Raw genomic sequence first — 26,349 nt, 5'->3', positions numbered from 1 at the left:
TAAGGATTTCACGCGGCGAACGCTATGGCGCTTTACCATTCAAAACAGTTGGTTACGCTTAGTTACAAACTGGCTTTTTACGCTTTTAGTTTTTGCACTGCCTTTTGTAGCGTTTAACTGGTACTTTATCGGTTCTGTCATTTTAGTTTGTTATTCAAATCGTACACTGCACACAGTTTTTAGCGGAAAACCTTATAGTTATGATCTTGTTGCGTATTATACAAATTACCCTGTTATTCAGCCTGATACCGGCAACTGCAGTTAAAGCAGAACAAGCCGACAGCCTGCTGCTGATTTCAATAGATGGCTTTGCCGCACATTACCTGCAGCAATACCCTGCCGCTAACATACAGAAGCTGGCGCAGGAAGGCTTAAGGGCAAACAGTATGCAGCCGGTATTTCCCAGCAAAACCTTTCCAAACCACTACAGTATTGTTACCGGTTTGTACCCGGCTAACCACGGCATTGTGGAGAACAATATATTTGATGCTGATTTCGATGCGACTTTCCGGCTAAGCAAAGCTGAAGAAGTCACCAATGCCCGCTGGTGGCAAGGTGAACCGATATGGGTTACAGCTGAATCTCAGGGCGTAAAAGCGGCAACGTATTTTTATCCCGGCTCAGAGGCTGCAATAAAAAATGTGCGCCCAAGCTACTGGCAGCGCTACGATGGCAATGTCAGCCACAATGAAAGAGTAGACTCAGTACTGCAATGGCTGGATTTACCGGATGCAGAACGGCCACGTTTTCTAACATTGTATTTTAGTGCTGTAGATGATGCAGGCCACGCTTTTGGCCCCAATTCACCCGAAGTAGCCGCCGCAATAGCCGACGTTGATCAGGCGCTAGGCCGTTTACTGGCCGGTTTAACCCAGCGCGGCTTGTATAATAAGCTGAATATTATGCTGGTATCCGATCATGGCATGGTAGAAACACCGCCGCAGCAAACTATCGTGCTGGATAAGCTGTTTAACAGCAGCGATGCAGCCCTGACACTGTGGACAGCAGAAATTGTGTCAATCTTCCCTAAAGAGGGTAAGCTTGAGCACATTTATCAGCAGTTAAGCCGCAGCTTACCGCCGCAGGCTAAAGTGTATAAAAAAACCGAGTTACCTGCACGCTGGCACTACAAAGGCAGCAAACGTATAGCTCCGCTGCTGGTGATCCCCGAGCCAGGCTGGCGGTTAATTCAGCAAAAAGCAGAAGCGAATTACCAGCAAATGGCGGCTGCAGGCAAAACCAGTGGCAGCCATGGTTACGACAACGCCAGCGAATATATGCAGGCTATTTTTATTGGCCACGGGCCGGCATTTAAGGCCGGTAAAACCATTCCTGCGTTTAGTAATATTGAGCTGTATAACCTGATGTGCCGAATATTAGGGTTAACCCCCGCCACTAACGACGGCAACCCGGCCTGGCCCGACTCAGTGCTGGGTGATCACGCCAAATAACCTGTTTACCCCCGCTGGCCGCTGTTGCGGCCAGTGATAAAAAGCTCCGGCTCAGTGCTGGCTTTTACTGCGCAGAAAAAACGCAACAATAACCGAAGTCAGCACCCCCATAATGGCAGCACCAATTGCGCTTTGCAGCATATAGTTAGTTAAACTGAAGTACTCTAAAGCCTGATCCGTGGTCATCATGCCTTGTGTCACGACATAAGCCTGCATATTAAGAAAATAATTCGGAGTAATAACCATATGTGTAAGCCACTGCGCCGCCGGGCTTAACAGCACTACCACCAAAGTGATGACCAGCCCCGCTTGCATACCCTGCTTCCAGCTCATAGTGCCGCTATAGTCGCGTAGCTTTTTCTGCCGCAGTGCCAGCACATAAACCAATATTGCTGGTATCGCAAACAGGTTGGTATAAGTGGCATGCTGTGCAATATGCCTGCCGTGCAAGCCTGCCAGTTGCTCACACCACATCCACAGCAGCATAACAGCGGTAAAAATAAAGCCCCAGCGTATTTCTGTCAGATATTTTTGCATAACGTATTATTCCTGATAGCTCAGACACTGCAAAACTATAGTGCTTTTATATTGCTTTACCAGCCGTTTGCTCTGAGAGCTCTATACTTAAAACCTGCAGCAGATAACAGGTAAAGCTTATGCGCCAACAAATTTTGGATACCGCACTGCAGCTGGCGGCAAAAACCGGCTGGGAGCAGTTAACCCTGCAACAGATAGCCGGTGCTTTACAAATCAGCCTGGCTGATATTTATTGCCATTACCGGACCAAAGATGATTTGGTTGATGCCTGGTTTGACCGCGCAGATGCCGCCATGCTCAGTGTGCCGATAGGTGCTGATTTGTCTGCCACCGCCAGATTGCAACAGGCCATGCAGTGCTGGCTGGCAGCGCTTTCGCCTTGCCATAAAGTCACCGGGCAAATGCTGTTGTATAAGCTGGAACCTGGCCATATTCATCTGCAACTGGGCGGTATTTTGCGTATCAGCCGTACGGTACAATGGCTGCGCGAAGCTGCCGGTTTAACAGCCAGCGGTGTGGCAAGAGTTGGCCAGGAACTGGCATTAAGCAGTGTGTTTGTAGCGGTATTTATTTACTGGCTAAATGACAACTCAGCGGCGCAGCAGCGCAGTTCGGCCTTGCTTAGCAATATGCTAAAACAAGGCCATAAACTGGCACTCTGGCACTAATATCTTAAGGCGCTGCCAGTGAAGCATCACGCACGGCGCGGAATTCTTTACCCTGATACCAGTTTGGCCAGCTATCGCTGTTGGCCAGCTCGTGCCCTACCTGATAGTACAGGTGTAAATCCTGCTGTGCGCCACGTAAATCCCAGTTGGGGTCAAACTCGTCATTCACTTTGTGGTAGTAGTCGCGCACATAAATGCGCCGCTGCTCCAGGCCCCAGTCTTTACCGTGGATAAAGCTGTCAACGCCACCACGGGCATACAGCATAGGTACGCCTTTTTTTGCCAGGTTAAAGTGATCTGAGCGGTAGTAAAAACCATCCTGCGGTGTCGGTTCGGGCGCTATATAGCGATTCTGTGCCTGAGCGTATTTTTCCAGTATCGGCTCCAGCTCTGAGCTGCCATAGCCAAACACCATGACATCACGCATCGGGCCGTACACGTTAATCACGTCCATATTAATGCCGGCTACGGTTTTATTTAACGCAAATAAGGGGTTACTCGCATACCAGGCCGAGCCCAGTAAGCCGCGCTCTTCTACCGTTACGGCTAAAAATGCCACCGAGCGTTTTGGCGCCGGGCCGGCTTTAAACTGCTCAGCCAGTGCCAGCAAAGCGGCAACGCCACCGGCATTATCCTGGGCACCGTTAAATACTTTGTCATCGGGGCGGCTGAAATCCAGGCCAAAGTGATCCCAGTGCGCCATATAAATAATGGCCTCATCGGGCTTTTCACTGCCTTCGATATAGCCAATAACATTGCTGGAGCTAAGTTCACGCAAATTATTGCTAATGCTGATAGCCGCTTTGGCATTAAGTGCTACCGGTTTGAAATCTTTGCTCAGCGCTTGCTGGCGCAGTTGCTCCAGCGAGGTACCATTGGCAGCAAACAGTTTTTCAGCCGCATCCAGCGACAACCAGCCTTCCACTTCAGTTTTGTGCAGGTTTTTATTGTCGTTAGCCAGCTCAAACCGGATTGGCGAGGTGCCCGCTACCACATTCCAGCCATAGCTGGCGGCATCGGTTTCGTGCACTATCAGCGCCATTGCTGCGCCCTGGCGGGCCGCTTCTTCGTATTTATACGTCCAGCGGCCGTAGTATGTCATGGCATTGCCGGTAAACAGCTCCGGATCCTGCGTGGCATAACCGGGGTCATTTACCAGCATTACCACGGTTTTGCCTTTTACATCTAAACCGGCGTAGTCATTCCAGTTATATTCCGGAGCTACTATGCCATAGCCCACAAATACCACGTCGCTACCGGCAACATCAATTTGCCCCAGCATCCGGGTAGACCAGGCCATCATATCGGTTTTATAAGTAAGTGTAGTGCTGGCGCCGCTGTTATCAGTTAGCGTTAATGCCGATACTTTAACCGGATCTATCTGCACTACCGGTACACTCTGGCGATAACTGTCGCCACTGTATGGCGTTAAGCCAATACGGGCATACTGCTGCTCCAGATACTGTACAGTGATCTCTTCGCCTTTAGTGGCCGGCGCACGGCCCTGCATTTCATCTGAGGCTATTTTCTGAAAATAACCGGCGAAATTGGCGTTAAAACTGGTTTGCAACAACGGTTGTTCTTGCACTGACGGTGGCGGCGTATTCTGTTTTGAACACGACGCCACTAACAGGCTGGCGCTAAGTGCAGCTACCAGCAAAGGGCTGAACTGAAGTGTCATCAGGTTTCCTTATACAGCTAATATAAGCGCTTACCTTAGCCTATTAACAGGCCGGACACGACAGCATTGAGACAAACAACCCGGATCAGGGCTTAAGTTTGTAAATTACATTCACTGATTTTTCTAACTGAATATGTTTTGGCACGATTAAGTTACTGCCGCTACTTTCTGCCATATCGGCTTTGCGCATTACACCATAGCTTACCGAGCCGCCGCCAAAACCAAAATCACCGGCCATGGCGCCCCAACCTGATGCTTCGCTGATAGCAAATACCGAACTAATTTTAACGCCTTGTGCCGCAGCTAAACTGTTCGCCCGGCGACGGGCGTCAGCGCTGGCTTTTTCGCTTAACTGCTGCTCGTATTGCTCACGCTGGCTGCTGTCAAAACTGCCACTAATAGAGAAAATTTGCGGCTGTTTGAACAGGTAATCCATTATAGCAACATAATTGGTTAGCTGGTTCAACGTTACCATAATGGGTTGGCTGGCTTCATAACCGGTGATGGCTCTGTTGTTGTAGTCTTTAAACAAGGCTTCTTTATTAATTTGGGCGGCATCAATATCGGCTTCGGTAATGCCCTGCTGCGCCAGAAACTGCATAAGTTCGCGCCCCTGTTTATACACCGCTTCAGTAGCAGCATCGGCTTTATCTGCAGTTTGGCGGATCACAAACTGAATACGGGCTTTGTCGGGTGCTACTTCAAGTTTTGCTGCACCGGTAACATTAATAAACGGAAAATCCGGCAGCGGGCTGGCCTGCACGGCGCCGCTAAGGGTTAATGCCAGAGCGGTGGTAATAGTGGCTAATTTCATCTGAAACTCCTGTGGTATTTAACGCGCATTACAGCAAAACAGCGCGGCTTAAGTTGTTACTATTTGTAGAGTTGTATTTGGCCTGAGTTTGCCTTTACACTCTGCCTTCTTTCGCTTTTAAGGAAACCCCATGTCTGCACGCCTGCTTACCCTTAGCACTGCTTTTGTATGCAGCAGCTATGCTTTTATCGCTACCAGTGCGATAGCCGCTACCGATGCCTATACCTATGCCAACGTTGATGCGGTAACAGTAAAGCACCTGCATCTGGATTTAGCCGTTAACTTTGAGCAAAAAGCCTTAACCGGCTTTGCCGATTTACAACTTAACTGGCTAAACAACAATAGCAACACGGTATATCTGGACACCCGTGATCTGGTTATAGACCGCATTTACGCCAAAAGAGCCGACGGTAACTGGCAAAAAGTGCCTTTTACACTGGGGCAGCGCGATGCGGTGCTGGGCAGCAAACTTACGGTAAGCCCGGCCTTTCAGGCACAAACACTGCGTATTTACTACAGCTCTACCGATAAAGCCTCCGGCCTGCAGTGGTTAACGCCGGAGCAAACCGCCGGTAAAACCACGCCCTTTATGTTTAGCCAGAACCAGGCTATTCATGCCCGCAGTTGGATCCCGATTCAGGACACCCCGGCCGTGCGCATGACGTACAGCGCCCGCATTCAAACCCGTGACGATGTGCTGGCTATTATGAGTGCCAATAATGAACCGGGCATGATTCGCGATGGCGATTACCAGTTTGTTATGCCACAGGCTATTCCGGCGTATTTAATTGCCATTGCCGCCGGTGATTTACAATTTAAAGCCATGAGTGAGCAAACCGGCGTTTATGCCGAACCTTATATTCTGCAAGCGTCTGCAGAAGAATTTGCCAGCACCCAGGCCATGATAGATGCCACCGAACAGCTGTATGGCGACTACCGCTGGGGCCGCTACGATTTACTGATATTACCGCCCAGCTTCCCGTTTGGCGGCATGGAAAACCCGGTACTGAGCTTTATTACCCCCACCGTAGTAGCCGGTGATGGCAGCCTGGTAAATTTAATTGCCCACGAACTGGCGCACTCCTGGTCGGGTAACCTGGTAACTAACGCCAGCTGGCGTGATTTATGGCTGAACGAAGGTTTTACCTCCTATGTCGAAAACCGCATTATGGAGCAGGTATTCGGCGTTGATCGCGCCATTATGGAACAAGCCTTGTCGGTGCAGGGCTTAAAAGAAGAACTGGCAGAACTGCCCGCTAACGACAGCATTTTATATATCGACCTTAACGGCCGTGATCCGGACGATGCCTTTAGCGGCGTGCCCTACACCAAAGGCCAGTTGTTTTTAATGTACCTGGAGCAAAAGTTCGGCCGCGATAAGTTTGACCCTTTTGTGCGGCAGTACTTTGACGACCACGCCTTTCAAAGCCTGGATACCGAACGCTTTGTTAAATACTTAAACACGCATTTACTGCAAAAATACCCCGGCATAGTATCGCTGGATGAAGCAAAAACCTGGATCTATCAACCGGGCTTACCTGAGGGTACGCCACAGCCACAGTCTGATGCGTTTAATCAGGTACAACAACATGCCGATAGCTGGCTTGCCGGTAACAGTGAACTAAGCAGCCTGCCCACCGATAACTGGACAGTGCACGAATGGCTGTATTTTATTAATAAGCTGCCGCTGACGATAACGCCGGAGCAAATGGCCGAACTGGACGCCACCTACAGCCTGACGCAATCGGGCAACAGTGAAATAGCCCATGCCTGGTATTTGCTGGCACTAAAAACCGGCTATCAGGAAATTGCCGCTCCGCTGGAGCAATATCTGGTTAATATCGGCAGGCGTAAGCTGATTATCCCGCTATACCGCCAGTTGGCCACTACGCCTGAAGGCCTCGCCTTTGCCCGTGCCGTATATGAAAAAGCCCGCCCCGGCTATCACCCGCTGGCACAGGGTACGGTAGATGAGATACTAAAGTAGCAAAGCAACCGCCTGCTATGCCGGTGCTGCACTGAGCTACAGCACCGGCTTTATACCCTTCGTCTTTCAAGATGCACGGGTGTTGGCTGCGCTCACTCACCCCAATCACATAGTGTTGCTATGCTCATGGGGACTCGCTCACTTGCCGCCTACGTGCATCTTGAAATTCATTGGGTATATATCTTCAGCTTGTCTAACAGCCAGTCTGCTTCAATGCAATCGGGCAAATACGCAGCAATAAACTGCATTAACGACTGCGCCGCGTAAGATAAGCGCTTATCGGCGTTGCGCACCAGATACCAATGGCTGTTCAGCGGAAAACCGGCCACATCCAGCACGGCCAGTTTCTCCCGCCCTTCCAGCAGGGTATGGCCGGAAATAACCGACAAGCCCATCCCCGCCGCTACACTTAAACGGATAGCTTCGTTACTTTCAATCTGCATACTGTGGCTAAGCTGTATGCCCTGGCTGCTTAGCCAGGCTTCAAACATCATCCTTGTGGCACTGCCGGGTTCGCGCAGTAAAAACCGCTCTTGTTTTAGCTGTGTAAAACTCAGTTGCTGCCAGCCCACTGCCCAGTGATCTGAAGGCGCTATAAGCTGCAGCGGGTTTTTCACTATTGGCGTAGCCAGCACATGCTCACCACCCGGTGGATGGCTGAACAGGTAAATATCGTCTTGCTGCTGCTCAAAGCGGCTTAAAATCTGCGCACGGTTGCCAATATGCAGGGTGACTTCAATCTGCGGAAAACGCCGGTAAAACGGCGCCAGAATACGCGGCATTAAATACTGCGCGGTATTTACCACCGCTATGTTTAAACTGCCACGCCGGCCCTGGCTAAGCTCATTTAACTCGCTGTTTAAATCATCAAACCTGCTTAGCACATCGCAGGCAGCCTGATACAGTGCCTGGCCGGCAGCAGTGGGCTGCAGGCCGCTATGGTTGCTATGCAATAACGGCTCTTTTACCACCTCTGACAGCTTTTTCAGCTGCAGCGAAACCGTAGGCTGGGTTAAATGTAATTCACGTGCAGCAGCCGAAATACCTCCCGCCTGCACCACTTTAATATACACCTGCAATAACCGGAAACTGAGTTGCCTTACGTCCATTCTGTCGTGTCTGCCATAACATATAGATAAACATCTATATATCACAATTAAACTATTAATTAGTCAATATGGTTTTTTTTCGGCAAACTGCGCCGGTTTGTTTTCAAGGAGCACTGCCATGCCTGATGTTGTTATTGCGTTTTTTGCCCTGGGCCTGTTGGCCGGGCTGGTAAAATCGGATTTAAAAGTCCCGCTGCCAATTTACGAAACCCTGTCGATTTTATTGATGCTAACCCTGGGGTTAAAAGGCGGTATGGCGCTACATGGCGTGCCGCTGCGGCCGATATTGCCCGAACTTGGTTTAATTGCTGCCACCGGCGTGGCACTACCGCTGGTGTTGTACCCGCTGCTGCGTAAACTGGTGCGCCTCAGCAGTGCCAATGCGGCCAGCGTAGCGGCGCACTATGGCTCGGTCAGTGCAGGTACCTTTGCCGTAGTCATGGCACTGGCGATGCAACATAACTTACCTATGCAACCACAAACTACGCTGTACCTGGTGCTGCTGGAATTGCCGGCAATTGTTACCATGCTGTGGTTATATCGCTACGTTAACGGCAGCAAGGCCAGCTCACTGGCCATATTACATGAAGCCCTTACCAGCCGCGGTGTGTTGCTGCTGGGCGGTGGCTTGTTAATTGGCTGGCTGTATGGCCATGACGGCTTAGCCAACATTACCCCGGTGCTGCTGGGCGGCTTTAACACCCTGCTGGCGCTGTTTTTGCTGGAGATGGGCCTGTGCACTGCCAAAGTGTGTACGCCGTTGCCGGTTAAGCAATGGCGGTTAATGCTGTTTGCCCTGCTGGCGCCCTTTGTGCTGGCCTGGGTAGGTATTGGCCTGGGCATGCTGCTGGGGCTAAGCAGCGGTAGTGTGCTGGTATTGGCGGCATTAATGGCCAGCGCGTCTTATATAGCAGCGCCGGCAGCTATCCGCGCCGCCATACCGGATGCCGATATTGGTCTGGCACTGCTGGCAGCACTTGGGTTAACGTTCCCGCTTAACGTGTTAATTGGCCTGCCGCTGTATTTAAGCTGGATCACGGCGCTAGCCGTTTAAGGCCTTGACCAATATTCATCGCTGCTCCTGCGGTATCACACGCGTAGCAGCATAAACCTTATTATGATGACAAGGTCAAGGCAATAGCGATGGAGCGCACTGCTCAATAATGTGCACCAGCCATCTGTCGTTTTATTGGCTAATCAGTACGCCAGGGTAAAACGGCGGTTTATATGCTGCGGCTGCTCAACTTCATCCAACATAGCTGCGGCATAATCGCCGTTAGAGATACGGCTTTTGCCTGCGCTATCGGTGAGTAAATTATCTAACCCCAGCCGGAAGCTGCCGATTTTATCGCCGGGGAAAATCTCTGCCGCCGGTGATAAAAAGCTCCAGCTCAGTGTGTTTTGTTCACGTAATTGCTGCAATACCTCAGCCGCACCTTCGGCCGTAGCGCGGTATTCTGCCGGAAAGTCAGGGCTATCCAATAAGCGGCTGCCATCGGGGAGCAATAAGGTTGCCGCACCACCCACTACCAGCAAACGGCCTACTTTAGCTGCTGTTGCCGCCGTAAATACTGAATTAAACGCCTTTAAATAATAACCCTTTACGTCTTGCTGCGCGTGGCCGCTAAAGGCGCTGATCACTATGGCTTTGCTACGCAATAATTCCGTTAACGCCGTAGTGTCGTTAATATCCAGCCCCACCACTGTTAAACCTGCTTTAACGTCTACCCGTTCCGGTCTGCTTACCACCGCTGTTACCTGATGGCCGCGTGCTAATGCTTCTGTGGTAATGGCCGAACCAATAAAGCCTGATGCTCCTAAAATGACTAATTCCATCATCTATTCCTCAATTGAAAACCTGCGCCATTATCATTGCTCGATTAACATAGAAAAATAGCTTAATATTAAAATCACTGTTTAATAATTTAAAACAATACCAATGGATCACGCCGATTTAAACAGCCTGCAACTGGTGCAGCGTTTACAACAGGCCGGCAGCTTTACCGCGGCGGCCGAACAACTGGGCTGCAGTAAAACTACCATTAGCCTGCAGTTAAAAGCGCTGGAGCAAAAACTGGGCGTGGCGCTGTTTCGCCGCACCACGCGCCAGCTTAGCTTAACCCACGCCGGTGAGCAGTTGCTGCGCGACTGCCTGCCACTGCTCGACGAGCTGCAACAAGCGTTGCAACAATTGCAAAGCAGTAACAAGGTATTACAGGGCAAGCTGGTGTTAAGCGCGCCGGAAGATTACAGCAACCGCATTCTGGCCCCTGCTGTGGTGGCTTTTATGGCACAGCATCCGGCGCTGGAGGTTGAGTTTCGTAGCAGCGATCAGGTGAAAGATCTGATCAAAGAAGGTATTGATTTAGCTATTCGTGCCGGCTGGTTAAAAGACTCCGGCCAGCATGCCCGTAAACTCGGCAGCTTTGAGCAATGGCTACTGGCCGCCCCGGCCTATCTGGCACAAGCTGGCATACCGCAACACCCGGCCGATTTAGCCGCTATGCGTTTTATTGCCTTTACCCCGCTTAACCAGCCGCAGCAGTGGAGCTTTAGCCAAACTAATCCGCACACCGGCGTCACAGAGCAGCAAAGCCAGTATTTACAGGCACCGCTTAAAACCAGTTCTACCCAAACCATTACTGCACTGATGCTGGCCGGTGCCGGTATGGGCATACTGCCCGACTACAGCGCCCGCGATCTGGTAAGCAGCGGCCAGTTAATCCGGCTACTGCCAAACTGGCACTTAGCACAAGGCGGTATTTACGCGGTATATCCACCAGGCCGCTTCCGCCCGGCACGGGTAACTGCTTTTGTCGATTTTTTGCAGCAGTATCAGCAGTTGGTTTAGTGAGGCGGCAAAGCCACTTGTGTTTATTAAATCCTCCCCTTAGTAAGCACTACGCATTAATGTAGCAAACCGTTGTCTATTTTCTCGGTAGCGCTCATGGCTGAATACACGCCTGCGCTTAACAGATAATCCCAGATATCAAGACACTGATTTATGGCATCATTATTTTCATCATCAGAAGCTTCCTCATAAAGTCGTTGTAAAACTTTAACTAAGTCTGACTCTCTGAGGCCATAGTGTCTCTGGTTCTTAGTTACTACAGTCGAGTTAACAACATTTTTTATCAGCAATAGCAGTTGTTCTGAGTAGTCTAATACTCGATCACAATACTCATCCATAGAATGAAAGATTTGCCAAAGGCTGTAAACAGCAGCATTTGATTGAAATAGCACGTTGATAAAATGCTTAGTATCTAATCGTACCCAGAATTTTTCACTGTTAACACTGCGCCCAATTTTTTCCAGCATTTCCTTCTCATTATCATTGGCCAGCGCTCTATATATCGGGAGTATTTTTATAATTTCGCTATTGTATCTATTTTCAAGTAAAAATTGGTTAACCACACTAGCAGCACCACTGCGCATTGGAAACTTCCAGTTACTGAAATTTTCTATCTCACTCAAAAACATGTCATAGAAAAACCAACGAGCAAGTATTTGCTTTCCTGCCTCCTTTAATACATCATCAAGTAATGAATTCTGCATTCTGGATACAAGCGCGACATAGTCTTCCCTGAAACTACTTTCCTCAGCGAATCCATCATTAAAGAAGTAGTGACTTCCTTCAGCACATGACATGCGGATATCTTCTTTGCAAAGCTCCAAAAATTTCTGGTGAGACAATGGCCTATTGTAATTGAATAATGGTAGTAACAAATTTAAAGCTGAATACTTAACTGCTGGATGAGGGTCTCTGATTGCATCATCCAAAGACAATGCTAATTGGTTCGCATACTTCTCGTCTTTCCAATACAGAGTCCCGATAGCACTATAGGCTACGCCTCTACAACAGTTTATAGCATTGGCAGCTAACGAGCGGACATCTATTAAGCTTAGATCTTCTTCTGCACCCGATATTTTAACATTGAGCGTTCCCAGTTCCGGGTCTTTGGCATATTTTGAAATGTTGATGAGAGAGGTAATTGAATTTTCCGACCACCCTGGATCAGCAATCCGATTTTGATATATCCTCACAACTTGATACTCAAAACCTTCAGCTCCAAAGTGGCTGATGACCTGCTCTAACAGATGCGTTGGACATTGCTCCCATCCTTCCCGGTAAGATTCATGTACTTTGTTTTTATCTTTATTAGAAAGGCCATAGTAAATCCATTCTATATATTCGGATTCTATGCTTTTTGGGAGGGTCAATACAAAACGAGCAAACCTTTCAGGTTGGTTGACAACGGCATGTTCAAGGCTGCGCGCAAACTGTTCGATACTTGATTCTTGAACTACATCTTTTCCTACTTGTCTCCATGTCCCTCTATTACTTTTCTCTGGAGCACAGAGTATAATTTTTCTCCATGAAGCGTTTGACAATAAGTTACCCAAGGGCAAGGGCGAAGTGACCATACCACCTTTGCTTCTATAAGCATAACAAAAATCACTGTCAGTATATTTTGCAAACTTTCTATCAAGTACTTGAATTAATTGCAGTGACTTGGCTGACACTCTATTTTTTGCAAGACTTGGCAGGAGGAAATGCTGTAACTCCCCCCAATATGGGTAATACATACCTCTTCGTCGAGCTTCAAGCCGCCACTTGTATTGATCATGTGGTCTTACAGAGAAAAATCTATATATTGTTTCTTCAAGCTGCTCAAATAGTTTATGAGAGCAATAAGGTGAAAATTTACCAATAAGAACACCGGGAAGTTTCCATGCGGGCTCGAAATAAGGATTGCCACAACTCAACTTTTTTTGAGGCACGTTTAGCAGCCACGCAATAACAGTGTCTGCTTCATTTACAGGGAAATTCGCCAACAATTTGGCTAATAAATAATTAATTACTGGATGAATTGAACTCATATAAGGAGCAAGTGTTTCTTTAAACACTTCTATCTGTTCAGTTAGCCTTTCTCCTGCTTTTTCGATGATTGTAAATGTGCAGTGCGTGATGCTCTCCGGTCCGTCATAGTAAGAATACCTGTCTCTACAAAGCCAAATTTGCTGGGATGCCTCTTCATCCTGCGTATTAGCTATTGAATTAATTTTGGCTAATAGTAGAGCAAGTGCTTGCTGTGGAATTTTGTCTGCTACTTTATCAAGCCATTCAAGATCAGATTCATAGAAAGTGTCTCGCTCAGACATCTTCGTTACTTTAGAATCAGATAGATATCCTGGAGTCCCTAACACTTCCCTGTAGCGCTCCAACAACATTTCCAGCAGCTCTAATGCTCTCTGCGGTTTTTGGCTTGCCAGCGCTTTCCAATTGATAAAACCAGCATTACAACCCAAGTTTAAGAGATGTTTTCGAATATCAAACATGTCATCTGAATCCATTTCGATATCCCAGCACAATGCACCATAAGCATTTTTGTTCCAGTTTTCTGATATACCGATAAATGGCTGAATCGTTTTAAGAACTATATCAGGATCTTTATCAGCAACAGATTGCAAAATCCTTATTATTTTTCCGATGAACTCGTCATCAGATGTTTTTAACCAATGATATAAAAATCCTTTTTCAGTCAAATATCGAACGATTTCAGAGTTACCAAAACACGTAATTGAAATGAAATACGGTAACAAGGTGTTAGAAGCTACAATCTCATCAATTAGTTTCTTGCCTGGACTTTTCAGTGGCTTTAGTTCTTTTAACGAGTTAAACGCAAGATATTTTAAGTGAAATCGTATATTTTCACTTTTCAGAAGTAAGTCTACTGTATCACAGTAACTTTTCTGACTTTCTGCAAGCAACATACTTAATGCATATTTTAGATGTTCTCGCCGGGTAAGTGTCTGTTGTGAAAAGTCACCAATTTCCTCAAGTAGCGTCTGCTGAGAATCTAGTGCGGCTTTGAACAATCTAATGCCAACTTGATAGTCAAAAAGAGCCTGATGTCTAAAACTAATCTGCTTATTCTGACTCGTTAACAAACCTACAGACTTTAGGGCTTGCAATGTAGGAAGGGAAACGTTGTTTAGTGAACTTTCAGCGATGGAGAATCTGGACTTTTTCATCATCAACTGGAGCAATTCGCTTATGAGTTGCTGCACCTGATGCTCATCAACTACCCTGCCAGCTTCTGCTATTCTGTCACCCCAATAACGTTTTACTAACTCCAATTTATTTGTGAAATCAGGGGCTGCTCCGCCGGATTTCGCAATTGATAAATATATGCTCAACCACAAAGGTATCTTTAATGTTTGCTTTTTGCTTTCTGGTAATGTACTGAAATTCTCGTATTGGTTTACCAAATCAGCAACAGCCGAATCTGGTAGTTTTGAAATACTAACTTTGCTTAACTGATTGCTAATAGAGTTGAGCCAGGAATTTAGAGCAACATCTTCGCTAATATCAAAATCTCTGGAGGCAAATACTATACAAATATTAGTCCCTTCTCTTCGCAAGTCGATAACGTGTCTAACTAACTCCTTACATACAAAAAGTGCATTATCTGAATGAGCTGATGTCCAGCGAATCGCATCCAATTGGTCTAAAATCAGTACTATTTTTTTGTCACCAGCATACTTTGCTAATGTATGCGCAGGAGAAAACGCAAACCCCAGAGATTTACCCAAGTTATCAGCGCTATGTTCTAACTTTACTCTATCCAGTCTAATAGCCAGAACCACATTATCAGTTGATTCGAGCTTTTTATAAAGCTCGAACAGCAATGCACTCTTGCCCATTCCTGCTTCTGCCATTAGCAGCGTAACTGCATTTAGGTCGGTAGATTCGAGGATCTCATTTAATTCAGGTCGAGGTATTACAGAGTCTGATATCAGATAGGGTGTTATGGACTCCTCAAAGCTCATGTTTAGGGTTCTAAGAACTGATACAACTCTTCCATCACCTAAGTGCAATTTTGGCTCAAACCCTACTTCTTTTAAATCATGAATTAGTTGGCTGGATGTAATTTTTGACCGCAATTTGTTTTGATTATCTGCATAATGCTTCAAAAAGCTCACTAGCTTCTTTGGCTCACCGGCAAATAATCTACTGGCGACATCGTTAAGCTGGTCTTCGGAAAACCGATCAATTGCATATTGTGTGACCAAAAATCTCTTTAAGAAATCTCTTGCTTTACTTAAATCAGTTGAATTTGAAGTTTCCAGTTCAAGATGCTTGCAAAGATCATGAAAAGCTCTCGTCCGTTCTTTACTTGTTTTGATTTGGTACTGGTAGAATTGTTCTATATCGGAAGGACTATTAATCGCAGAATCTCGTAAATCGGACAGCTGCTTTGATGCTAATGGAGAAACTACCTGAAACTCACGTCCCTCCCTAAATATCTGTTTGGCAGCGTGTCTAATAATATCCTTTTCAGCTAATAGATTAATTGACCAATATTCAGCATTTCCCACTCCGACTTTACATTGATGATGTTCCAGACTTGTATCTTTGTTCTCTATAATTACGTCGGTTCCCACCTCATCATCGCCGAGAGGTTCAACAGTTACAGAAAGAATTTTCTCATCCAGCAGTCTTAGAAGCTGGTATGCGATCCAGTTCGCTTCATACCTATTTCCGAGTTTTTCGGCGTAACCGCCAGCTTCTAATGCCATGTGCTCCCTCAAAAAAATGAATTGACCGTAATATATAAATGTGGGAGAGAGTGAATATAAACAAGTCCGATATACGTAATTCAATATAATTCTGGCGCCCTAACATATTTATGCTTAAAACTATCAGAGCGTTTATCCAGAGTATCTGATTAAATATCCTATCTGTTCATTGTCAGATAACTAATTTTAGCTGTTGACAGCAGCACAGATAGTGCAGCGATATCAAACTAACATCGCCGCTGGTATACCAAAGATTTACTGCCTGCCACGGCTACACATCACTTTGTACATTGCTGTGTATAGCTGCGCGTATAATCGTTACAGAGTTGGAAATCGGCAGGTATTTAGCTTGTTGCATCTGCGAGGTGATGTATGTATTTTTCAGTTGGTATAGAAAGCCCAAAAACTTTGTATCACGCTATTTGGCGCCGCAAACACTGCAAAGCGGATCTTTATCTAAGCTAAACTGCCGCCAGCCAGCTGTTAATGCGTCAAGCAGCTGCAACTTACCGTACAACGGTGTACCCACACCGGTTATTATTTTTACCGCTTCCAGCGCTTGCATTGCTCCGATAACCCCCACCACCGGGCTTAACACACCGGCCTCCATGCAGCTGAGCTGTTGCTCGCCAAACAGTTGGCTTAAACAGTGATAACAGGCACTTTCACCCTGCATGCTAAAACTTGCCACCTGGCCTTCAAAGCGAATAGCAGCCCCCGACACCAGCGGCACTTTGGCGTTAACACAGGCAGCGTTAATAGCGTTGCGGGTAGCTAAATTATCGCTGCAATCCAGCACCAGTGAATGCTGTGGCACCAATTGCGCTAAATGTGCGGAGCTTAAGCGCTGCGGTAAAGTGCTGATGGTGACGTCTGAGTTTAACTGGCGCAAACTTGCTGCGGCTTGTTGCACTTTGCTGTGGCCAATATCAACCTCGCGGTACAGTATTTGCCGCTGCAGGTTGCTGCTGTCGATAGTATCGTGATCTGCCAGCGTTAACCCGCCAACACCACTGGCCACTAAATAAGGCGCGGCAGCACAACCCAGCCCGCCCATGCCCACTACCAGCACCGAAGCATTAAGCAGCGCTTCCTGGCCGTCAATATCCAGTTGCGGCAGCATTAAATGCCTGCTGTAGCGCATAGCTTGTACAGTAGTCAGCTCTTTAGCCAAGGCTTGCTCCTGATATTAATTTAGCAACTGCAGCTCGGCCAGTTGCTTATATAACGGGCTTGATAACAGCAACTGCTGGTGGGTGCCGCTGGCAATCAGCCGGCCGTGCTCCAGCAACAGAATGCGGTCAGCATTAAGTACTGTAGCCAGCCGGTGGGCAATAATCAGTGTAGTTTTACCCTGCATTAAATTATCCAGCGCCTGTTGTACCTGTTGCTCGCTTAGGGCATCCAGTGAGCTGGTTGCTTCATCCAGCAACAACACGGGCCTGTCGGCTAAAATAGCCCGGGCAATAGCAATACGCTGTTTTTGGCCGCCGGACAACCGCACGCCGCGTTCACCTAACTGGGTGGCATAACCATCACTGAACTGGTTAATAAAACCATCTGCGCGCGCGGCAATGCAGGCGTTTATTACCTCTTGCTCTGTGGCATCTGGCCTGCCATAACGCACATTTTCCAGCACTGAACTGGCAAAAATAACCGACTCTTGTGGCACCAGAGCAAACTGGGCGCGCAGCTGGGTTAAATCTATCTGGCTGATATCAGTGCCATCCAGCAGTATCTGCCCGGCAGTCGGCTGGTAAAAGCGCTGTAACAGCTGAAACAACGTTGTTTTACCGGCCCCACTTGGCCCTACCAGCGCAATACGTTCGCCGGGCTGTATTTCAATATCAAGTTGATGCAGTACCGTTTTATCTGCTACCTGCGGGTAGGCAAAGCTAAGCTGGCGCAGGCTAAGCGCACCCGCAACCGGTGCCCGAAGCGCTTGTGGCGCTGTCGGTGAGGCTATTTCAACCGGTGCCGTTGCCAGTTCAATCAAACGTTCTGTGGCACCGGCTGCGCGCTGAATATCGCCGGTTACTTCACTGATTGTTGCCGCGCTGCCTGCCACCATTACGGCATAAAACATAAAGGCCGTAAGTTCACCGGCACTGACAAGCCCGGCCATCACATCACGCGCGCCTACCCAGCTGATCAGCACCATAGCGCTAATACTCAGCAGCATCACGGCTGCAATCAGTAAAGCACGGTAGAAGATACGCCGTCTGGCTGACTGCATTACCAGCTCAATTCTGTCGGCAAACAATTGTTTATCGCGCGGCTCATGGCCATAAGACTGCACGGTATGAATTTCATGCAGGCTTTCATCTACATAAGCGCCCACGTCGGCCAGGCGGTCCTGGCTGGCGCGGGATAACTTACGCACTTTGCGGCCAAGTACAATAATCGGCAGTAATACCAGCGGTACTGCCAGCAATACTAATCCGGTCATTTTGAAGCTGGTTAGTGCCATCATCAGCAAACCGCCAATGGCCGTTACTGCTGAGCGCAGCGCCATCGACAAACTTGAGCCCACAACACTTTGCAATAAGGTGGTATCGGCAGTAAAACGGGAAATAACCTCACCGGTACGCATTTCACTATAGAATGACGGCGACAACTTCAGCATATGCTGGTACACACGGTTGCGGATATCAGCACTTACCCGCTCACCGAGCCAGGTCATCAAATAAAAACGGCAAAACACCGCTGCAGAAGACAACATGCACAGCAGCAAAATTCCCAGCGTGATCTGATTTAGCCGGGCATTGTTATTGGCAACAAAGCCGTCGTCTACCAACAGGCGCACACCCTGCCCCAGCGCCAGCCAGCTAAGTGAGCCAATCAGTAAAAACAATATCGCCAGCAATACCCGCTTACGATAAGGCTTTAAAAAGCTGCCTACCCAAGGCAGTACAGCCATAGATGGCGGCACTGCTACGTTGGCTGACACAGGCAAATTTGGCGACACGGCAAGCTGTGAGGTTTTATCAGTCATTGTGTATTCTTAGTAATTAAAGTTGTGGCTGGCGCGGCAATTTAACGGTAAAACAACTGCCAACCCCAGGCGTACTGCTAACTTCGAGCATGCCCTGATGTTTCTCGACAATGCTGCGGGACAACGGCAAACCCAGGCCAGTGCCCTGGCCTTTGGGTTTAGTCGTATAAAACGGTTCAAAAATACGGCCTAGCTGTACCGGGTCCATGCCTTTGCCATTGTCACGAACGCTAAACCAAACCCAGTTGTCATCACAACCGGTACTTATACAGATAGTACCATGCTGTTCAATTGCATGAGCGGCATTTATCAGCAGGTTAAGCAATACCTGATTCAGCTGTGACGGAATGCAGTGCACCGAAGGCAACTCAGCAAAGTCTTTTACTACATCAGCTTTGTACTTCAGTTCATTCGCCACCAAATTAAGGGTTGACTGAATGCCCTGATGTAAATCAGCCTCAACAAATTCAGCTTCTTCAATATGAGAGAAATCTTTTAAGTCGTGAATAATATCCACCACCCGGTTTAAGCCCTGCTCAGACTCCTGCACCAGCTTGGGTAAATCGGCACAGACATAGTCAAAATCAAACTGTGCCAGCAGCGGCAGACGCTGCGCTTCATCAACCTGCAGGCTAAGCAGTTTCACCAGATTAATTAAACTGTCGGAATATTCTGCCAGCATTTTCATATTCGACGACACATAACCAATAGGGTTATTAATTTCGTGCGCCACTCCAGCTGCTAATTGGCCTAAAGATGCCAGCTTTTCTGATTGCAGCAATTGCTGTTTTAATATCTGCAATTGCGCTTCCAAACGTACTATTTTTGCCTCGTTGTCATCATCGCGCCGGCTCATGGTTGCCCCGTTTTGCTGTTGACCTGCTGCTGATACTTTGCAAACGCCTGCTTGATTTCGCTACGCAATTCGTCATCCTGCCAGGGTTTGGTCATAAATTTATAAATAGCGCCTTTGTTTATTGCCTCGGTGACAGAACGCAAATCGGTATAGCCGGACAACACAATACGAATGGTGTCGGGGTACATATCTTTCACCTGGCTAAAGAACTCAGTACCGCTAATACCCGGCATGCGCTGATCTGACAAAATCACCTGCACCTGATTCAGTGCCAGAATATCAAATGCCTGCTTGGCGCTGGTGCATGTAAGCACTCGATAAGCATCGCGGCGCAGCACCCGTGTCAGGGCACTGAGAATATTTTCTTCATCATCCACCAGCAAAATAGTTTGCTGATTGCTGACAGATTCCGGCCGGATCTGCCTGTTCCTTGGGTACTGCTGTATAAACAATTCAAGTTGAGCCGCAGGCATCGGTTTGGCAAAGTAATAGCCCTGATATTCATCACACAGGCTTTTACGCAGCAGCGCTACCTGGGCTTCATTTTCCACGCCTTCAGCAATAACCCTGATGTCCAGATGATGAGCCATAGCGATAATGGCTCGGCTGATAGCCGCATCGCGCTTGTCAGTCACAATATCCTGGATAAAACTGCGGTCAATCTTCAGTTTATCCATCGGTAAGCGCTTAAGATAATTTAAACTGGAATAACCGGTACCAAAATCATCAATTGAAATTTTCACACCAATCTGGCGCAGTTGCTGCAATTTCAGGCTCACCTGTTCAGTATTATCCAACAGCACCGATTCTGTCAGCTCAATTTCAAATCTGTCCGGCTCCAGACCGCTGGCGGCTAAGGTCTGCTGCAGATGCTCAACAAAATTACTGCGCTGAAACTGAATAGATGACACATTTACCGCCATCACCACCGACGCAATACCCCGCTCAATTAACGACTGATTATAACGGCTGGCGTTGTCCAGTACCCAATTGCTCAGCGGCACTATTTCACCGGTTTCCTCTGCCAGCGGAATAAATTCGTCCGGACTGATAAAACCCCGCTGCTTATCCGGCCAGCGCAGCAGCGCTTCCAGCCCTATGATATCGCCGCTGATGGCATCAATTTGTGGCTGATAATACAGCTCGAACTCTTGATTTGTGATGGCTTTTTTTAGTTGTGCCCGCAAATTAAGCTGTTTGCTCAGGGCAACATCCAAATCAGCGCTATACCACTGGTAGTTGTTGCGGCCCAACTGCTTGGCACGATACATTGCTAAGTCAGCCTGTTGCACCATCTGCATCGGCTCGGACTGCTCATTGTCCGACAAACTGATACCGATACTGGCTGTAATATGCAGCTCCTGGCCGGCAATATTAAGTGGCTGCGCCACTACCGCCAGAATACGTTCTGTTACCGGCGCAACCTCATCTGCTGAACTCAGATCAGTCAGCATCAACACAAATTCGTCCCCGCCAATTCTGGCCAGGGTGTCGCCAGGGCGAATACAGGATGCAATACGCATACTGCTTTGTTTGAGCACCTCGTCGCCATTTAAATGACCAAGGCTGTCATTAATTAATTTAAAGCCATCCAAATCGATAAACAAAATAGCCACTTTCTGTTGATTTCGCTGGCTTATCTGATAACTCTGCGTCAGACGATCTTTTAATAACGCACGGTTAGGTAAGCCGGTTAACAGATCATGAGCCGCATTGTAAGCCAGCTCCTGCTCATATTGCTTTTGTGCACTAATATCGGCCTGAATGCCGATATAATGGCTGATATCGCCGCGCTCATCCGGCACCGGCGCCAAAAACAGTTTGTTCCAAAACGCACGGTTATCTTTGCGGAAGTTTCTTAGCACCACTGAGAGTTCCTGACGTTTGGCAATGGCATCTCGTATTTGCTTCGTTGCCAGCAGATCCCGCTCTTTACCCTGTAAAAACCGGCAGTTGCGGCCAATAACCTCAGCTGAGCTATAACCGGTAAGTTTCTCAAAAGCACTGTTAACATAAATAATTGGCATATCTGGCTGCAGAATATCGGCGATAATTACCCCGTTAGAGGTTGCATCTACCGCGCGCTTAAACAGCCGCAGCTGATTCTGCGCCTGCACCCGTTCGGAAATATTCTTTGATACACCAATAACACCAATAATCTTGCCGTCCTGCCAACTGGGTATAATGGAGATATCCAGCTCCACCTGTCGGCCATTACGGGTAACAATACTTGCCTCAAAGCGTTCACCATTGCCTGAAAGAACACTGGCAAAATAGCGGTTTACCAAGGGTAAATGCTCCGGCAGCATTACCCGGTCATAGTGCATGGTTGCTACCTCAGCACGGCTGTACTGCAGTAGCTTACAGCCCGCCTGGTTCATATCGACAAAGTAGCCTTCTGGGTTAATGATGTACACCGGATCGGGGTTCAACTCATACAGCGAGCGAAAACGCTGTTCACTTTGCTGCAACAGGCGGGTATGCGCCGCACGCTCTATTGCCAGGGCGGCAAAACGGCTACAGCTGATCATCAACTCCAGTTCATCTTTATGTGCCATTCTTGCTTCACTGCAATACAACGCAAAAGTACCGGCAACCTCATCCTGCGCCGATACCATCGGCATTGACCAGCAGGCCAGTACCCCTTGCGCCTGGGCTGCCTCAGCATAAACACGGCAGTTTTTATCGTCGGCAATTGACGGCACCATAACCAGGCTCTTCTGATACGCTGCCGCGCCGCAGCTACCGGCATTATCTGCCACAGACAAAGTATTCAGCCTAGCAGCAAAGCTGTCATGCAAAGAAGGAGCGGCAGCCAACTGCAGCTGTTCGCCCTGTTTTAACATCACTGCTGCCAGCACCACACTGCTTTGCTGCTCTGCCATCAGGCAAATACGCTGTAAGATCTGTGGCAGCGCCTGCTCGGTTGAGATCATCTTCAGTATGTCTTGCTGCGCCTGCTGGTATTGTTCAACCTTAACCAGTTCGCTGATGTCTCTGGCTATGGCATACAGCGTTTTGGCCGCAGCCACATAACGGGAGGACCACATTAAATGAACCGTAGAGCCATCTTTACGCAAATGCCGGTTACGAAAGTTACTATTTTGCCCACCCGGCTGTATGCGCGCAGCCTCCGCTTCAGTGCGCGTTTTATCTTCCGGATGAACAAAATCGATATAACGCCGCTGCAGCAACTCCTGGCGTGGGTAACCAAACACGGTTTCGCAGGATTCACTCAGCTCAATATAACGGCCGGCATCATCAACAATACAAATGACATCGGCGGAGTTTTCCATTATCTGTTGCTGCTGCAGTTGTAACTGCTGTTGTCTGTTCAGGCTGTGCCGCAGTTTATCGTTACCAGCAAGCAAGCGCATACGATGGCGCTGGCTTTGTTGATAGTATTTCTGGCTTAACATCACCAGCAATGTAGTTAACCACCCAGCCAGCAGCACTACTTCTGCCGTTAACAACATGGTTTTGGCATCAGCATTAAGGTTGGTATACACCCTTAGTTGCCACGAAAACCCAGGCATCAGCTCAATAGCAAACTGGCCAACTTTGGTAGCATCAGGTGCTGTAGCCACCGAATTGTAAACCAGGTTTTGCGCAGTTTGCTGCAATTGCACAAAGTAACCTTCTGTCATTAACTCAGGCAATGCCTGGCGCAGCGCCTTAGCAAAATCAACGCTGGCAACCACCTGAGCCACACCAGCCCGGTTAACTGGTGCCAATGCAGCAAGGATAAACGCATGATCTATAACGGTATCATAGTGCAGCACCAAAACAGGCTGCGACAACCCGGCAAGGTGCTGTGGCTGTAAATCTGGCCGTTGCTGCAGATAACGGTTAAACCAGGCTAGCTCAGTGTTTTTCTGGGCATTGGCATACAGTAAGGAGCCATCAACTGCCTGTACAGCAAGGTAATCCATGTAGGGGTAGTCACGCAGATAACTGTGAATTTCGGCGCGGAAATAAGCTTGGCTAAGTTCATGCTCGGCCGCGTTTATTCTTTCAGCTAAACGGTACATTAAGCCCCGCTGCTCCGATATCATCTGGTTAACATTAAGCTGTAATTTATCTGCGATTTGTATCGAAACCTGCTCTGCTTTTTGTTGTAACTGATGGGCAAAATTCAACCACAGCAACGCGGATGCCAGGGCAATAAAACACACCAATAACCATCCGCTGCTGCGCAATTGTTGTGCCGATGGCCGGGTTTTAACATAGGGCGCAGTGAAACTGGCTGCAGCCAGTAACAGTAAATATACGGCAGTATGAACAGAAGCCGCAGCACTTAAACTGAGCATCGCACCAGAGCCAGGTAACATGCCAAGGTTAAGTGGGGTACCAGAGATAAAACCAGGCTGAACCAGTAACATGCTGAAACTTAAGCCAACTAAAAACAGATTAAAGAGCAGTCGTAAGCTTTTGAAAACACGATCCCAGCGCGATGTTTGCTGCAAAAACCAACCGGACCAGACAAAACAAAACACCAACAGCACTATGCTTTGCAGTGGCGGCATCCTGGCTTCATCACTTTGCCAGCTTAACGCAGCAGCACCAACATCGGCCTGATACCACAGTAAGCCAGCGCAGGCGACTACGGCAACAATCAACATTGCTGCTAACACCAAAGCCGGCTTTTTACTGATTACGGCCCACAGTAACAGCACTGCGCCAACCAGTGCTAAAGCAGTGTCAGGCAATAAAACAAAGCGGTATACCCTGGCGTCGCTATGCAGCAGCGTACCGCATAATACCAGTAAGGCAGCAAACAATAGCACCAGGCTGCTGCTATAAAATACACTAAGCCATATAACGTTACTGATGCGAAGCTGACTGTTTGTCATGTAGTTGCTGTAAGCCCTCCACTCAGGCGTTGTAAACAGTCCAGTAATGCCACTTTGCTACAGGGTTTTGGCAAAGCGGCATCCAGTATCAGCTCTGGTACAAGCTGTTTTATTGCTAAAGTGAGGTCACCGCTGATCAATACACGCTTAATCTCAGGGTAATCCAGTTGTAACTTTAGCAGTAGCTGGGAACCTGTTATACCCGGCATTTGCTGATCAGCCAGTACTATTGTTAGTGAGCTCAGGTAAGCCTGTTGCCACAACAACGCCGGCTGTTGTAAATAAAAACCTTGATAAACAGAACCGCGCAGCATGCGCTGATAGGCACTGAGAATAAATGCGTCATCATCAATAAACAGGATATTACACATCAACATAGCCGTGTTGCAGCAAGATAAGATCAAGCTGGGATAACAGTTCTGGCCATACTTCAGCTAATTTTAGTCGTTCGCTTTGCAGGGTTGTCAGGTCATGTTGCCGGGCGGCCTGCTCAAGTATCATACACAACTGCATCAGTTTTGCAGCCCCGACCAACCCACACATGCTTTTCAGGCTGTGACACAAGCGCGCCGTATCTGCCAGCGCATTATCTGTTGTGACATTATGCTGTCCGGCATCCTGCAACTGTTGTACATAATGGGCAGCTTCCCGGCGAAAACCGGATAATGCCAATATAATCGTTTCGGCACTGCCATCACCGTACATAGCAATCAGCATGTTAAGATCCAGTACCGGCAATGTGGCTGTATCAGCCATGTTCAGCTCCGTCGTCATCGTTTTTCTGAATAATTGGCCGGTTACAGGTTTGCATCCACCAGTAAGACAGCCGTTTCAACAATAACAGCACCTGGCTATGGTGTTTAATGTTGACACTGTTTAGCTCTGCCGCTAAGGGTTTTAATTTTTCCAGTCGTTGATTAAACAACAACCAAAATTGCTGGCGGCGCTCTTTGTGCCTGATATTTTTCGCAATATGAAACAGATAATCACAGGCTTCGCAGGCTCTTTTGCGTTCACTCTCAATTGCTACCGGCTTACAGTTGCCAACAAATACATTGTGAAAACAACTGATATTAAAAGCAAAGTTACGTAAGCGCCGATCAATCTGAAAATAGCCAGTGGTGGCATGCTCGGGCCAGAACAGAAAATCCTTTTCATCTGCTTTCTTACCTGAAGTGTCGGTATCGACAGCCTCAGCTTCCGCCTTAGGGTTTAACTCACGCACTATTGCCACACTGACTTTGCGGTTTTCATCTGGTACGGTGGTTTTAGCAGAAAAATCACTGTTTAATGCCAGATAATGCGCAGCACTTTTAATCTGCTTTTCTGTTTGCAGATGATGCTGTATTTTGCGTATCAACTGATCGGCGGTAATTGGCTTAGCCAGAAAATCATTAACGTCATAACTGATACTTTGCTGGATTAACTCCAGATAAGCATTGCCTGAAAATATAATGATCGGAATATCATGCGACGTGCTGGCAAAACTGCCTGATCTCACCCGATATATTAACTCCAGCCCGGTGGGGCCTTTCATTTCAATATCAGTAATTAACAGATCGATCGCTTCATTTTCCAACGTTTCGGCCGCAGTTTTACCATCCAGTGCTTTAAATGCATAACAACCCGGCACTTTCTTGGCTACACCATAGAGGAAGTCGCACATAAGCACTACGTCGTCTACCACCAGTACGTTAAAGTTTTTTAGTAACATAAGTTCCTACATACTATCTGGCACAATGTGTGTAATTGATAAAAGTTAGATTAGAATCATTAACTTGATTGGGTTCAGTATAGGCATATAACAGAAAAGT

Annotated in this window: 18 protein-coding genes; 5 read left to right on the top strand and 13 right to left on the bottom strand. The window is 47.7% G+C overall.

All coding sequences use genetic code 11. The annotated features are described in order from the left end of the window. Positions 1-200 precede the first annotated feature (200 nt). Entirely contained in the window at positions 201-1,451 is a 1,251-nt protein-coding gene (locus J3B89_RS13295) for an alkaline phosphatase family protein (protein ID WP_215398083.1), read from the top strand. 51 nt (positions 1,452-1,502) lie between these two features. On the opposite strand, the gene J3B89_RS13290 is transcribed toward J3B89_RS13295, so the two are convergent. Continuing rightward, on the bottom strand, positions 1,503-1,988 hold the full coding sequence (locus tag J3B89_RS13290; protein ID WP_215398082.1) for a DUF4199 domain-containing protein: 486 nt from the start codon (positions 1,986-1,988) through the stop codon (positions 1,503-1,505). A 119-nt stretch (positions 1,989-2,107) separates the two neighbouring features. On the opposite strand from J3B89_RS13290, the gene J3B89_RS13285 reads away from it, so the two are divergent. Continuing rightward, on the top strand, positions 2,108-2,656 hold the full coding sequence (locus J3B89_RS13285; protein WP_215398081.1) for a TetR/AcrR family transcriptional regulator: 549 nt from the start codon (positions 2,108-2,110) through the stop codon (positions 2,654-2,656). 4 nt (positions 2,657-2,660) lie between these two features. Here J3B89_RS13285 and J3B89_RS13280 read toward each other — a convergent pair whose 3' ends face one another. After that, a complete protein-coding gene (locus tag J3B89_RS13280; RefSeq protein WP_215398080.1) occupies positions 2,661-4,337 on the bottom strand; it encodes a M28 family metallopeptidase in 1,677 nt (558 codons plus the stop codon). 85 nt (positions 4,338-4,422) lie between these two features. Then, positions 4,423-5,151, bottom strand: coding sequence for an SIMPL domain-containing protein (locus J3B89_RS13275; protein WP_215398079.1), 729 nt, complete (start codon positions 5,149-5,151; stop codon positions 4,423-4,425). Positions 5,152-5,281: 130 nt separating this feature from the next. Here J3B89_RS13275 and J3B89_RS13270 point away from each other — a divergent pair, with 130 nt between their 5' ends. Then, on the top strand, positions 5,282-7,138 hold the full coding sequence (locus J3B89_RS13270) for a M1 family metallopeptidase (RefSeq protein ID WP_215398078.1): 1,857 nt from the start codon (positions 5,282-5,284) through the stop codon (positions 7,136-7,138). A 167-nt stretch (positions 7,139-7,305) separates the two neighbouring features. On the opposite strand, the gene J3B89_RS13265 is transcribed toward J3B89_RS13270, so the two are convergent. Further along, positions 7,306-8,247 (bottom strand): LysR family transcriptional regulator, encoded by a 942-nt coding sequence (locus J3B89_RS13265; RefSeq protein WP_215398077.1) that lies wholly within the window; start codon positions 8,245-8,247, stop codon positions 7,306-7,308. A gap of 118 nt (positions 8,248-8,365) precedes the next feature. Between J3B89_RS13265 and J3B89_RS13260 the strand changes: the two genes are divergently transcribed. Then, positions 8,366-9,301 (top strand): sodium-dependent bicarbonate transport family permease, encoded by a 936-nt coding sequence (locus J3B89_RS13260; RefSeq protein ID WP_215398076.1) that lies wholly within the window; start codon positions 8,366-8,368, stop codon positions 9,299-9,301. A gap of 143 nt (positions 9,302-9,444) precedes the next feature. Here the strand turns inward: J3B89_RS13260 and J3B89_RS13255 are convergent, their stop codons facing one another. Further along, positions 9,445-10,086, bottom strand: a complete 642-nt coding sequence (locus tag J3B89_RS13255; RefSeq protein ID WP_215768300.1) for an NAD(P)-dependent oxidoreductase — start codon at positions 10,084-10,086, stop codon at positions 9,445-9,447. A 100-nt stretch (positions 10,087-10,186) separates the two neighbouring features. On the opposite strand from J3B89_RS13255, the gene J3B89_RS13250 reads away from it, so the two are divergent. Continuing rightward, positions 10,187-11,098 carry a LysR family transcriptional regulator gene (locus J3B89_RS13250; RefSeq protein WP_215398074.1) on the top strand — a complete coding sequence of 304 codons (912 nt, stop codon included), beginning with the start codon at positions 10,187-10,189 and terminating at the stop codon, positions 11,096-11,098. 56 nt (positions 11,099-11,154) lie between these two features. Here J3B89_RS13250 and J3B89_RS13245 read toward each other — a convergent pair whose 3' ends face one another. The 8 genes from J3B89_RS13245 to J3B89_RS13210 all read right to left on the bottom strand — a co-directional run bounded on the left by J3B89_RS13245 (position 11,155) and on the right by J3B89_RS13210 (position 26,249). Further along, positions 11,155-15,831: an NACHT domain-containing protein gene (locus tag J3B89_RS13245; RefSeq protein ID WP_215398073.1), complete on the bottom strand. Its 4,677-nt coding sequence runs from the start codon at positions 15,829-15,831 to the stop codon at positions 11,155-11,157. A 418-nt stretch (positions 15,832-16,249) separates the two neighbouring features. Continuing rightward, positions 16,250-17,005 carry a molybdopterin-synthase adenylyltransferase MoeB gene (moeB, locus tag J3B89_RS13240; RefSeq protein ID WP_285895613.1) on the bottom strand — a complete coding sequence of 252 codons (756 nt, stop codon included), beginning with the start codon at positions 17,003-17,005 and terminating at the stop codon, positions 16,250-16,252. A gap of 15 nt (positions 17,006-17,020) precedes the next feature. After that, complete coding sequence (locus J3B89_RS13235; RefSeq protein ID WP_251372401.1) at positions 17,021-18,826, bottom strand: ABC transporter transmembrane domain-containing protein; 1,806 nt, start codon at positions 18,824-18,826, stop codon at positions 17,021-17,023. A 16-nt stretch (positions 18,827-18,842) separates the two neighbouring features. Continuing rightward, positions 18,843-19,682 carry an ATP-binding protein gene (locus J3B89_RS13230; protein WP_215398072.1) on the bottom strand — a complete coding sequence of 280 codons (840 nt, stop codon included), beginning with the start codon at positions 19,680-19,682 and terminating at the stop codon, positions 18,843-18,845. Next, positions 19,679-24,535, bottom strand: coding sequence for an EAL domain-containing protein (locus J3B89_RS13225; RefSeq protein ID WP_215398071.1), 4,857 nt, complete (start codon positions 24,533-24,535; stop codon positions 19,679-19,681). Before J3B89_RS13225 ends, J3B89_RS13230 begins: the two co-directional genes overlap by 4 nt. After that, a complete protein-coding gene (locus tag J3B89_RS13220; protein ID WP_215398070.1) occupies positions 24,532-24,906 on the bottom strand; it encodes a response regulator in 375 nt (124 codons plus the stop codon). The genes J3B89_RS13225 and J3B89_RS13220 overlap by 4 nt, the downstream gene beginning before the upstream one ends. Next, on the bottom strand, positions 24,899-25,291 hold the full coding sequence (locus tag J3B89_RS13215) for an Hpt domain-containing protein (protein ID WP_215398069.1): 393 nt from the start codon (positions 25,289-25,291) through the stop codon (positions 24,899-24,901). Before J3B89_RS13215 ends, J3B89_RS13220 begins: the two co-directional genes overlap by 8 nt. After that, entirely contained in the window at positions 25,284-26,249 is a 966-nt protein-coding gene (locus tag J3B89_RS13210; RefSeq protein ID WP_215398068.1) for a response regulator, read from the bottom strand. The genes J3B89_RS13215 and J3B89_RS13210 overlap by 8 nt, the downstream gene beginning before the upstream one ends. Positions 26,250-26,349 lie beyond the last annotated feature (100 nt).

Origin of the sequence: Rheinheimera oceanensis, assembly GCF_018831085.1 — a bacterium.
Lineage (GTDB): Bacteria > Pseudomonadota > Gammaproteobacteria > Enterobacterales > Alteromonadaceae > Alishewanella > Alishewanella oceanensis.
The sequence above is the reverse complement of the archived record's forward strand: the minus strand, read 5'-3'. Positions and strand labels throughout refer to the sequence as shown.